Here is an 11,790-nt window from a genome sequence, read left to right as displayed (position 1 = left end):
GTGGAAGAGGTGAGGTTCTCGATCTCGGCCTCGGCATTGATGGTGCCGGTGAGGGTGACGTTATAGGTGGTCTCGTCGCTGCCGTCCTGGGCATCATTGGTGGTGAAGCTGAAGGCGAGGGAGAAACTGTCGCCATTGGTGGCGGAGGCGGGGGTGAAGGTGATGCTGATGGCGCCGGCCTCCGAGCCGCCCGCGGCGACGGTTCCGGTGGTGATGGCGGTTGCGCCGAAGCTTGCGTTGGTGGTGGCGCCCTGGGTCAGGGCCGAGAGGGTGAGCGGCCCGGTGCCGCTGTTTGCGACGGTATAGGTGACGGTGGTTGCGGTGCCGCTGGCGATGGCGCCCGCGATACTGTCTGTGCCGCCATCCGCGACGGTATTGGTGGTGGAAGAGGTGAGGTTCTCGATCTCGGCCTCGGGCACTGCGGCGGCAATGGAGCCTGAGCTGGCAGACTGTGTGTAGGTGAAAGAGGGGAAGGCCACCCCGCCATGGGTGCCGGAAATCAAGCAGCCAGTGGTGCAGTCAATGTTCGAGATCGTTGCGAAGCTGGCATCGAGGGTGCCTTGCGGCGTACCGTTATTGACCGTGAAAACCAGGTCTCTTGCGTCTGCCCCTGCGGCCTCATCAAAAATTTGAAACTCGGTGAAGCCCGGAGGAAATGCGCGGATCGCTATGAAGTCGGCGTCGTTGATGTCGGCGGCTGAGCTTTCCCTGGTGCAGAGGTCGTCGGTGAGATTCAAATTGACTGGATCTGTTGGGACATTGTTGACGGGGCAATCCGTGAAGGCCGCCCGTGCCTGTCCCGACGACAGCAAGACAATGAAAAGACCCGCAAGCGCCAGCATCGAGAGCAGCTGAAGCACCGCATCTGGCCATGTCACTCGGGCGCTTTGGGTCAGGGTCGGAAAGCGGCGGCACTTGACACTCATTCTATGGTCCTAAACTGGGCAATACGATGCGGGCATCCGGCAGGATGTGGCATCTAGAATCAACTTAAGGTAGCTTTGAAAATTGTCAGTCGCGATTAAAGTGTTAAGTGGTCGCGAAGGCAAGAAAATACTTTTTCGCAGGAGAAGGAGATTTGAAGTACCTCTCAGGTTGAATGGTGTCGCTGCTGGGTAATGGGGGTGTCCAGATCTTCCCGCTCCGCTTATTGGGTCTTCACGTCTTCATCCAGATCGGCTTGTGCCTGTCGGTACCCGCAGGATCTGTGAATCTAGTGGTGTGCGTTTAGATTGTTTTCTGGGCGCGATCCATCCTTGCGGCAAAGGCGACCGTCGCGCCAAGAAAGACGGTTCCTGAACGATGCAAACGTGGAGGCGCCAAGAGGTAATCGCTCATCAATTCAATGCTTTGACTCTCTGACACGTCAAATGTTCTTGTGGCTTTGTGTGGTGACTTGCAGGATTATTCCCGGTCGCAACTGCAGTGAGTCCGGGAAGGTGCGGTGGTTGGCTTGTCATTTGAATGTGCTAAGGTTGTAATACATATAGGGTTTTGATGTGGCGCGTGTTTAAAGGGTTTACCGCAGAGGTGTTGGCTGTTCCGGCGTGGTGGCTGAGGTTTTTGTTGCGTGGAGAGATCTGTCGGAAGAAAAATGCATTGATTTATTTCTGCGAGTAATGCGAAAGTCACCCTTAGATTGAATTTCTTTGGTGGCGCGTGTCTTTTGGGGCGTGCCGGAAGGTAAATTGAGTGCGCCAATCGTATTGGCGTTTCAAGGCATTGGGGGGACTCATGGCTGAGCCGTTTCTCGCGGAAATCCGCATAGTGGGATTTAACTTTGCCCCAAGAGGCTGGGCCTTCTGTGATGGTCAGTTTCTTCCGATCAACCAGAACCAATCGCTGTATTCACTGCTGGGGACGACCTATGGCGGTGACGGGCGGACCTCCTTTGCCTTGCCGGACCTGAGAGGCCGAACGCCGCTTCATGTTGGCAATGGCCACAGTCTTGGAACGAGGAGCGGCGCGGAAACCATGACCCTGACGACGGCGCAGATCCCGAGCCATGACCACGTGGCGAAAGCCTCGTCGCTTCCCGGAAATGCGCGCGAGCCAAGCGGTGCCCTGCTTGCCGCTGAGGTCGCGCCGGATGCGGCCTATGCGACGGTCGGAGCCGGGACAAGTCGGACCCTTCGGGCGGGTACGGTCACCAACGTGGGAGGCGGGCAGGCGCACGACAATATGCAGCCTTTCATGGCGATCAATTTCTGCATTGCCCTTCAGGGGCTTTTCCCCTCGCGTTCTTAACCCTGGAAAGGACATTGGATGTCGGAACCCTTTGTAGGCGAAATTCGTATGTTTGCGGGGAATTTCGCGCCGCGAGGTTGGGCCTTCTGTGATGGCCAGTTGCTTGCGATTTCGCAAAACGATGCGCTGTTCTCGCTTTTTGGCACGGTCTATGGCGGCGATGGCAGGACGACTTTTGCGTTGCCGGATATGCGGGGACGTCTGCCTGTTCACGCGGGCAGCGGGCCCGGGCTCAGCCCGCGGCGGCTGGGGGCAAAGTCAGGCAGCGAGAACGTGACGCTGACAGTCAATCAATTGCCGAGCCATTCGCATGAGTTCCATGCCAGTACCGCGGTTGCCACCTTGGAAAATCCGCAGAACCACCTGGTTGCCGAGGGGGTGGGTGTCAACTTTTATGAGGCCGACAATCAGAACACCAACATGGCTTCGGCCATGACCGGCAACACGGGTGGCTCCAGGTCGCACACCAATCTGATGCCATTCCTGTGCGTGAATTTCATCGTTGCACTTTTCGGCATCTTCCCGAGCCGGACGTAGGAGGCGCATATGTCAGAACCCTTTATCGCTGAGATCCGGATCTTTGCCGGGACTTTCGCGCCGCGCGGCTGGGCCTTCTGTAATGGGCAGGTGCTGCCGATTGCGCAGAACACGGCCTTGTTTTCGCTGATTGGAACCATCTATGGCGGCGATGGGCGCTCCACCACGGCGCTGCCCAACCTGCAGGGGCGTGCTCCGATGCATCCCGGACGCGGGCCGGGGCTGACATTGCGGAGCCTGGGGCAGCAGGGGGGAGTTGAGAATGTCACCCTGTCAGAGGCGCAGATGCCCTCCCATAATCACGGCGTGCGTGCCTATTCGGGCAATGGCGGGACCAATATCCCTTCAGACACGACCTCGCTTGCCGGGACCGGTCGTGACACCCTGTACCAGACCGACACCGCGACATCGCTGGTGGACCTTGCGCCGGAGACGATCGGCTCCACCGGCGGCAACCAATCCCATTTCAACATGCAGCCTTTTCTGGCGTTGAATTTCATCATCGCGCTTGTCGGGCTGTATCCGTCGCGCAGCTAACCGTGGCTCCCCGTGCCAGCAATGCTGTCGCCGCTGGGGGAACCGGCAAGACCTGGGTCTAGACACGCCTATTGGAAGGACATTTCGACATGTCAGATGAAGACGCCATTCCAGAAGACTACGCCGGCAGCGACCGGACCGAGCCGAACTACTTCCGGATCTTTTTCGGGGCAATCACACCTGCTGGTAGCCTTGCCTGCAAGGATCAAATCGATGAAAACGGCCCGTTTCCCCCTGAATTCACCACCCTGCCCACGCTTCAGTTTCAGCCGAGCCTGCTCAAGGCCGCTGTCACGCAGGATGGCTATGTGGCACTGATTGCCGCCGCCAGCGGCGATGACGGACACCTGATTTACCTGCACGAAGACAATGCCGCGCGTGCCTCCAACAGGTTTGCCCCGCCGGTGGACCTGGGTAAGCCGGCTGGCGTTCCAAGCTATCTGGACACGCTTTTGATCAATGGTATCACCAATCGGCAGAATGTGTTCGTCATCAGCGGCGCGCCGGACAATGCGATCTGGTGGAAGTTCCAGAACCCCAATACCATCTCCGAAGAGACCATCACGGTTGTCCCCCCTGGTACAGACACGCCGGTTGAGGTGACAGCGGCGGTGGAAAACCCGCCAAGCCAGCCCTGGTCGGAGTGGCATCAACTGTCCGGAGCGCTGTGCAGCCTGACGGGAACCCAGAATGCGGATGGGCGCATCATTCTGGTGGGGCTCAACAGCTCCAACGTTCCCTACATGAATATGCAGACTTCGGATCAGCCGCTGCTGCCGGAACACTGGGCAGGCTGGCAGGATCTCTCGGGCGGCTTGAGCGGCTTTGAGCAGGTGGTCTGCGGTGTCGGGATGAATGCGCTGGTGCATGTCTTTGCGCGCATTGGCAGCAAGATCTACATGAAGGTGCAAGAGCAGGTCAGCTCCGAGATATTCACGGACTGGGCCTTGTTCGCCTCCTTCCCCGACACCGTGCAGACCATGGCGCTGTCTGTTGCCTCCAATGACGGGTTGTATCTGGTTGCTCAGGTCGGGAGCGGCGCGGGCAGCCCGGTCTATGCCAGCTACCAGACTGTGGAGCCGGACGAGCAGTGGTCGGGTTTGCAGATCATCGCCCATGTCGCAGGCGATAGCGAGCTGGTGTTGCAATCCAACGCGGACATGAGTTTGAGCCTGTTTGCACGGGTTCGGGCGACAGGCGATGTCTCCTATCTGACGCAACAGACCCTGGTGCATTGGTCAGCCACTTGGGTGCCTCTGGGCAGTGATCTGGTTGCGATGGCCTTGACCCAGGATATCACCGTGAACCCGGCATGAATGAACAGGCGGCAATGCCTCCGGCCTTGGGGCCCGACGGGGCGGCAGAATGGCCGCAGCTCGGTCACGCGGCCGCCTTGGGGATTTCTTTCCGGGCGGTGCGACAGCAGGATCGCCCCTTCCTTGTGGATCTCTACCGGTCGACGCGCGAAGGCGAACTGGATCGCACCCCCTGGGTTGAGGCCCAGAAGCAAGCCTTCATTGCCATGCAATTCGATGCGCAGCACCGGCACTACCAAGAGCATTACCCAGCAGCCCTGTGGCTTGTCGTGCTGCAGCGGGACGCGGCAATCGGGCGGCTGTATCTGGAACGCTGGAGCAAAGAGCATCGCATCATCGATATCGCCTTGCTGCCCCAGCTGCGTGGATCGGGAATCGGAGGAGCGCTGCTGAGGGACCTGATGGCCGAGGCCGCCTCTGCCAAGAAATCGGTCAGCATCCACGTGGAGAAGGAAAACCCGGCCATGACTCTGTACCGGCGGCTTGGCTTCACCAAACAAGAGGACAAAGGCGTATACGACCTGCTGAGCTGGTCCGGCGCCTAGGCCCAGCACCCATCAAGAGCCGGGATCAGGTGAACACCGCTTCGTATTGGATCCCGGCATCCTTTTCGGCAACGGGCACAAGGAAAACCTCCTGTTCGCCGAAGTCGGGTTGGTAGATCGTGTGAATCGCCTGCTCCAGAACCGGTTCCTTCGGCCCCTGCCAGAGGGTGGAGAATGCGCCACCTTCGCGCGCGCCCTGGCCGATCGCCGTCACTTCGATCAAGGAGAGCTGCAGGTCAGGCGCGATGGAGCGTATCTGGAACGCCTTGTTGAGATGCTGCTCAAAATCGCAGACGGTCAGTGTATGCATCTGTTTCAAATCGATCTCCCAATGCTGGTGCCCTTTGGGTTTCGGTATGCAGCCGCAGGCATCCTATCAATACCTATAGGTTGTAAGGGCGTGCGGGCGTATTCGCAAAGGGATTTGGGAGAAAAGGCGCAGGGCAAGGGGGCCGAGGGATGCGCACCGCCTTGTCCTGCGCAAGGAATCACTCGGTGGGGCGCACCCGGGCGGCGCTCTTGTCGGCAAAGGCCGCGAGGCGGGCGCGGGCGGCGGGTTGGGTATTCACCACGCCTGCCACCACCGATTCCGCATAGGCCGCATCCAGGGCGGACATGTTCTGCATGTGGCTCACAGCCGAGCAGATGGCGAAATTCGACAAGGGCAGGTTCTCGGCGGCGCGGCGCGCCAGTTCCATCGCCTTGTCAAAGCTGGAGCCCTCGACGATATACTGCGCCAGTCCCAGGTCGCAGGCTTCCTGGCCCTGGTAGACGCGACCGGTCAGCATCATGTCGATCATGCGGGATTTGCCCACCAGATCGGTCACCCGGATGGTGGCGCCACCGCCGGTGAATAGTCCGCGCTGACCTTCGGGCAGGGCGAAATAGGTGGTCTGGTCCATCACCCGGATATGGGCTGAGCTGGCCAGTTCCAGCCCGCCGCCGACAACCGCTCCCTGCAGGGCCGCGATCACCGGAACGCCGCCGTATTCCATCTTGTTGAAGGCTTCGTGCCAACGCAGGCAGACATGCATGAAATCGGCAGGGCTGCGGTCTTCGTCGTGGTGCTCGATGAGATCAAGACCGGCGCAGAAGTGATCGCCGGCACCGGCAAGCACCACTGCCTTGACCCCGGCGCGGGGCGCCAGAGAGAAGAACTCCACCAGCTCTTCGATGGTGTCGATGTCCAGTGCGTTGCGCTTGGTGGGGCGGTTCAGGGTGACGATCCAGACGCCATCCTCCTGCGCCTCGATGGCAAGGTTTTGGTAGCGGGAGATATCGATTTCAACAGGCATGAGGTGTCCTTTCGGAAGAAGATGTGAGGACGATGCTGCACCGTCCTGAAGAGGGAGGTCAGAGCACTGCGGACAGCAGGCTGTCGGCGCCATTCACGATGCGGTCGCATTGGGCTTCGGTATCGTTCAGGATGTGATCTGCGTAGAACCGGGCGGTGGCGATCTTGGCCTCCATGAAGGCGGGGTCTTCGCCATTTGCCAGAGCGGCTTCGGCTGCCAGGAGGGCGCGCGCCAATTGCCAGCCCGACACCAGGTTGCCCGCCAGCATCAGGTAGGGCACCCCTGCGCCGAAGGCGGCAGAGGGATCCTCTTTTCCAATAGTCAGAAGATGTTGCACGGCGGTCTTGAAAGCCTCGCGCGCACGTTCCAGGCGCGGGGCGATACGTTGTGCGGCGGATGAACCCTGCGCCAGTTCCGCTTCGGTCTGGGCGATCATCTCGGCCAGGCGCAAGGCGGTTTCGCCGCCATCGCGCAGGGTCTTGCGGCCGACCAGATCGTTGGCCTGAATGGCGGTGGTGCCCTCGTAGATCGGCAGGATGCGGGCGTCGCGGTAATGCTGGGCGGCGCCGGTTTCCTCGATGAAGCCCATGCCGCCATGGACCTGCACCCCGGTGGAGGCGACATCGACGCTCATCTCGGTGCTGTAGCCCTTGACCAGCGGGGTCAGGAATTCCGAGATTGCCGCCGCACTGGCACGGTCTTCCGGCGTTGCGGAATGCTTGGCCAGATCCTGCCATCCCGCGGCAAAGGACGCCATGGCGCGCGTCCCTTCGGTGATGGAGCGCATGCGCATCAGCATCCGGCGCACATCTGGGTGATTGACAATCGCGACCGCCTCGCGGGAGGAGCCATCGACGGGGGCGCTTTGAACACGCTCGCGGGCATAGGACAGCGCCTTCTGATAGGCGCGTTCAGAGACGGCAACCCCTTGCAGACCAACGGCATAGCGGGCGGAGTTCATCATCTCGAACATATAGCGCAGACCGGCGTTTTCCTCGCCGATCAGATAGCCGGTGGCATCTTCAAAGCTCAGAACGGCGGTGGGGCTGGCCTTGATGCCGAGCTTGTGCTCGATGCTGACACAGCGCACCGCGTTGCGTTCGCCCAAAGAGCCATCGGCGCCCACCATATATTTCGGCACCAGGAACAGGCTGATCCCCTTCACCCCGGCAGGGGCATCCGGCGTGCGGGCCAGCACCAGGTGCACGGTGTTTTCCGACATGTCGTGCTCACCATAGGTGATGAAGATCTTGGTGCCGCTGATCGCGTAGCTGCCATCCGCCTGCCGCTCTGCCTTGCTGCGCAAGAGCGCCAGGTCGCTGCCCGCCTGCGGTTCGGTCAGGTTCATGGTGCCGGTCCAGGTGCCGGAGACCAGGTTTTCCAGGTAGGTGGCCTTTTGCTCGTCCGACGCTGCGGTCAGAAGCGCCTCAATGGCGCCATCGGTCAGCAAGGGGCAGAGCGCAAAGCTCATATTGGCCGCATTGAGCATCTCGGTTGCAGCAGCACCGACCGACCGTGGCAGGCCCTGGCCGCCGAACTCTTCCGGGTGGGGCAGGCTTTGCCAGCCCATGTCAACGAACTTGCCATAGGCCTCGGCAAAACCTTCCGGCAGGATCACCCGCCCATCCTCGTATCGCGATCCGGCGTGATCTCCGGGAACGTTGAGCGGCGCGATTTCCTCGGCGATGAAACGGGCAAGCTCGGTCAGGGCCGCATCGGCATCCTCCAATTCCACCGCCTCATAGGCGGGCAGGGCGCCGACCTCGGCCCATCCGGCCAGATGCTTGATATTGAAAACCATATCCTTGACGGGGGCATCGAATGTCATTGCGTGACCTTTCTGCTGCGGTTGCCTTTCCTGCCAGATAGACAAAGGTTGAAGGCCCGTCTATATCTCCAGCCGACGCAAAACTTGCAAAAAGTGACAAAATCCTTGCCGGATCAGCCAGAGCAGAGCGCGCCAATCCTGCCCACCGTTTCACGTGCCTTTCTTGAGGATTGGCTGTCTGCGCTTCGGGCGCATTGCACGGGGGACCAGTTGCAAGGGTTTCTCGAGCAGATCGGTCTCAACACTGCCGCTCAACCCCGTGGCCGCGTGACCCATGACCAGATTGTTCGCTTGTATCAACTGGTTGTAAGCGGAACCGGAGATGAGATGACGGGCCTGTGGAGCCGTCCAGTGCGCACCGGCGCGCTGAAGCTCCTATGCAGTTCGGTGCGCGGGGCGTCTTCGCTGTCGGCGGCGCTTTATCGGTTTACCTCCTTCTGGAATCTGGTTCTGGATGATTGCCAATTGTCCCTGGATGCCGGTGAGGACAGTCTCAAGATCGTCCTCAGACCCCAGGGGGTGGGGCTGCAGTATCGCTTTGGGCATGTGCTTCTGCTGAAGCTGGCCCATGGCATCGCCTCCTGGCTGGCCGGGCGTGAACTGCCGTTGCGCGAGGTGAGCTTTGTCTTTGATCGACCTGAATTCGCGGAAGATTACCCCATCCTGTTTCCCGCGCCAGTGCGGTTCAGCCAATCCGTGTCGTCGCTGACATTCGAAAGCAGGCTCGAGGGGTTGCCGGTGGCCCGCAGCGAGGCGGAGATGCAGGAGTTCCTGATCCGGGCGCCGCGGGATTGGATCTTCACCAGTTCGCGCGAACACGCCGTGATGCTGCGGGTGCGGGAGTTGCTGCTGTCGTCAGAGCGTCTGGGCTGCAAGCTGGAGGATGCGGCGCAGGCGCTGAACCTGACGCCGCGTACCCTGATCCGGCGTCTTGATGCCGAGAATACCTCGTTTCAGGATATCAAGGATGGCTTGCGGCGCGATATCGCCATTCGGGATCTGTCGGAGGCGGACAAGAGCATCGAAGCGATTTCCCAGGATGTCGGCTTTGCCTCGGCGGCCAATTTCCACCGTGCCTTCAAGCGTTGGACGGGGGCAACCCCCGGTGCATACCGGAGGTCGCGGGCGTAGGCCGCGTCAGGCCGCGGCCTGAGACTGTTGTGTCTGGGGCTCCGGGCTGGGCGGCTCCAGGGTGATGCCAAGGCTTTCGCACAGGGGCAGACGTTGCGCGGCAAAGGCATTGGCGCGCACCCGCAGAACCGCAAGGTTTTCCTCTGGCGTCTCCAGGATGCGTCCGTCCAAATGCAGGCGCTGGCCTTGGGGGGCCAGGATTTGCCAGGCCAGATCGGCCCATTCGTTCGGGGTGGACAGCCCTTCGCTGCGGGCCAGCAGGAACAGTTGTTCGAACCGGTCGAACTCAATCCCGCTGCCGGTGACGGGCGAGGCCAGGAAGCGGAGCGTTTCGCTATCCTCGGCCCGTTTGCACACAGCCAGGTTGAAGGCGCGACAGCGTTCGCTCCGTTCTGCCAGACCGTCCTGCTGCAGGCAGGGCGCTAGGTGACCGGTGCCGACGAGAATGGTCAGGGTGCGGGAGATGTCCGCCCATGTGCCAGTGCCAAAAACACCGCGATCGAGCAGGGCGCGCACGGTTTGGGGGCCGTCCTTCAGCGCGTTGAGGATCGGCTCATACTGTGTTTGCTCCAAAGGAATTTCACGGTTTCGACAGGTCAATTTAATGCTTCCGCCAGCATAGCGGCGGGTGAGTGCGAGCGGCGTTTCGAACCAGGCACCGATCGTGCCGCGTTCGCTATGGCGCAGCCTGCCCTTGGCAAAGATATCGGTGCGAAACTGTTCATTCAGGATTACGTCCCGCAGGGCTTGGCGCCGCATAGGATTGACCTCGGCCTGCAGCGCGGCAATTTGCTCCGGTGTGAACAGCAGATCTTCGACATGGTCCGACGGATCCGCCGAGGCCAGAAAGGACAGCTTTGCTTGCGACATGTCCCCGGCAAGGTCGGCGAAATGGAAGGGGGTCCAGTCCTTGTTGAGATACTCATGCGCCAGATAGTTCGGCGACATGGTTTTGACTTTGGCAAGCCATGCGGCCAACGACGGGTTCGAGTCAAAATATCCGGTGCCGATGCTCTGCAGTTCTGTCACATGCTCAATGGCGTCCTGGATCCGGGGGGGCAGCGGGCCTTCTCCCTGGGAGACACGATCTGCCAGAATGCGGCGCAAGGGCAGGGCTGCGGCCCAGCCGGGCATGGTGTTGTAGCTGACATAGACCAGGCCGCCTGGTTTCAGTCGCTTGGCCAGGAAGTCTAGGATATAGTTCTGATTTTTTCGTGAGACCCAGCTGTAGACACCGTGCAGGGCGATCACATCAAAGGATTCGGGCAGGCCGGACACGGTCGCGAAGTCCTCGAAGGAATTCTCGTAAAAATGCATGTTGGGGGACTGCGCCTGTTCCGCCAACTCGCGGGCGCCATGGATATGGGCCGGATTGAAGTCCATCGCATGGACTTCGATGTGGGGGTTGGCCGCTGCCAGCAGGTTGGCCGAAAACCCCTGACCGCATCCGAGTTCACAGTAGTTCAGCGTCGGCTGGTTGAGCCCGTGTTTCTGTCCTTGGGACGTTGCGCAAAAGGCAAGATGAGATGGAGCAAGCTCGCGGTAGAAATCGTGGGTGTAGTCGAGTTCGGCCACGTAGCCGGAAGTCCAATCGTTCATGAATTGCCCTGTAGGTTTGAGGTTGTCGTGTTGTCTCAGTCGGCAATTTTCATAAAATTGGTGACAATCGAGTTAACTCGGGACGGATGTCATTTGGGCGATTGTCAATGCCGTTTTGTCGTGGGTGTTTTGAAAGGGCCTATTTATCAGGGGTATGTGAGTAATTTCCCGTGTGCGCCTTTTTGATCGAACCGCAGGATCACGTCGAAGTGATGTTTGGGCTGCGCGGGGTTGCTGTTTTTGGGGCTGCAGGTTTAGGTGATCTGGTCGCCTGGCCGCAGATGGTTTGCTGTTGTGCCCTTTGGCGGGTTGAATGAGCCGCGCCTTTTTGGAGCGGGATGAAAGAAAAGAGGATCTCCAAATGCCCCTGACCCTGCAACAGATGATGGAAGACGCAAATGCCGTGGTGGAGCGGATTTCGGTCGACCAAGCACAGAAGCTGCGCGAGGAGGGAGCTTTGCTCCTGGACATTCGCGATGCGCCGGAGCTGTCCGCTAACGGGCGTGTCATGGGATCGCATCATATCCCCCGCGGCATGTTGGAATTTCGGGCCGACCCGGCCAGCCCCTTTCACGACGGTGAAATGAAAATGGACCGGGTGATCCTGCTGCATTGCGCCAGCGGTGGTCGTGCCGCCCTGGCCAGTAAGTTGCTGAAGGACATGGGCTATCAGGCGGTCTACAACACCGGCGGTCTGGCCGATTGGGCGGCTGCAGGCGCGGCCATCGAGGAACCGGTGGACCGCGGCATGTGAC

General features: G+C 60.4%; 11 protein-coding genes and 1 pseudogene. 7 read left to right on the top strand and 5 right to left on the bottom strand.

Features of this window, described 5'->3' with window-relative positions:
- Positions 1–926, bottom strand: a pseudogene (locus tag PXK01_RS20060) (hypothetical protein); the annotation flags it as partial.
- A gap of 808 nt (positions 927–1,734) precedes the next feature.
- On the opposite strand from PXK01_RS20060, the gene PXK01_RS20055 reads away from it, so the two are divergent.
- From PXK01_RS20055 to PXK01_RS20035, 5 genes are all read left to right on the top strand, one after another.
- Positions 1,735–2,247, top strand: a complete 513-nt coding sequence (locus tag PXK01_RS20055; protein WP_274849741.1) for a phage tail protein — start codon at positions 1,735–1,737, stop codon at positions 2,245–2,247.
- An 18-nt stretch (positions 2,248–2,265) separates the two neighbouring features.
- Positions 2,266–2,784 carry a phage tail protein gene (locus PXK01_RS20050; RefSeq protein WP_274849742.1) on the top strand — a complete coding sequence of 173 codons (519 nt, stop codon included), beginning with the start codon at positions 2,266–2,268 and terminating at the stop codon, positions 2,782–2,784.
- Between the two features lie 9 nt (positions 2,785–2,793).
- A complete protein-coding gene (locus tag PXK01_RS20045) occupies positions 2,794–3,321 on the top strand; it encodes a phage tail protein (protein ID WP_274861495.1) in 528 nt (175 codons plus the stop codon).
- An 89-nt stretch (positions 3,322–3,410) separates the two neighbouring features.
- Positions 3,411–4,637 (top strand): hypothetical protein, encoded by a 1,227-nt coding sequence (locus PXK01_RS20040; protein WP_274861493.1) that lies wholly within the window; start codon positions 3,411–3,413, stop codon positions 4,635–4,637.
- Positions 4,634–5,182, top strand: coding sequence for a GNAT family N-acetyltransferase (locus PXK01_RS20035; protein ID WP_274861491.1), 549 nt, complete (start codon positions 4,634–4,636; stop codon positions 5,180–5,182). The genes PXK01_RS20040 and PXK01_RS20035 overlap by 4 nt, the downstream gene beginning before the upstream one ends.
- Positions 5,183–5,207: 25 nt before the next feature.
- On the opposite strand, the gene PXK01_RS20030 is transcribed toward PXK01_RS20035, so the two are convergent.
- The 3 genes from PXK01_RS20030 to PXK01_RS20020 form a co-directional block, all read right to left on the bottom strand.
- Entirely contained in the window at positions 5,208–5,492 is a 285-nt protein-coding gene (locus tag PXK01_RS20030) for a DUF6916 family protein (protein WP_274861496.1), read from the bottom strand.
- Positions 5,493–5,670: 178 nt separating this feature from the next.
- Positions 5,671–6,477 carry a crotonase/enoyl-CoA hydratase family protein gene (locus tag PXK01_RS20025; RefSeq protein WP_274861490.1) on the bottom strand — a complete coding sequence of 269 codons (807 nt, stop codon included), beginning with the start codon at positions 6,475–6,477 and terminating at the stop codon, positions 5,671–5,673.
- Between the two features lie 58 nt (positions 6,478–6,535).
- Positions 6,536–8,305 carry an acyl-CoA dehydrogenase gene (locus PXK01_RS20020; RefSeq protein ID WP_274849747.1) on the bottom strand — a complete coding sequence of 590 codons (1,770 nt, stop codon included), beginning with the start codon at positions 8,303–8,305 and terminating at the stop codon, positions 6,536–6,538.
- Here PXK01_RS20020 and PXK01_RS20015 point away from each other — a divergent pair.
- Positions 8,258–9,436 (top strand): AraC family transcriptional regulator ligand-binding domain-containing protein, encoded by a 1,179-nt coding sequence (locus PXK01_RS20015; RefSeq protein WP_446728466.1) that lies wholly within the window; start codon positions 8,258–8,260, stop codon positions 9,434–9,436. The two genes, PXK01_RS20020 and PXK01_RS20015, sit on opposite strands and share 48 nt — an antisense overlap.
- 6 nt (positions 9,437–9,442) lie before the next feature.
- Here PXK01_RS20015 and PXK01_RS20010 read toward each other — a convergent pair whose 3' ends face one another.
- Entirely contained in the window at positions 9,443–11,035 is a 1,593-nt protein-coding gene (locus tag PXK01_RS20010) for a class I SAM-dependent methyltransferase (RefSeq protein ID WP_274861488.1), read from the bottom strand.
- Between the two features lie 361 nt (positions 11,036–11,396).
- On the opposite strand from PXK01_RS20010, the gene PXK01_RS20005 reads away from it, so the two are divergent.
- A complete protein-coding gene (locus PXK01_RS20005) occupies positions 11,397–11,789 on the top strand; it encodes a rhodanese-like domain-containing protein (RefSeq protein ID WP_274849199.1) in 393 nt (130 codons plus the stop codon).
- The last annotated feature ends 1 nt before the right edge of the window (position 11,790 follow it).

It is taken from the genome of Phaeobacter sp. PT47_59 (assembly GCF_028890025.1).
In the GTDB taxonomy this organism is placed as follows: Bacteria; Pseudomonadota; Alphaproteobacteria; order Rhodobacterales; family Rhodobacteraceae; genus Phycobacter.
This window is presented reverse-complemented; position numbering and strand designations above follow the sequence as displayed.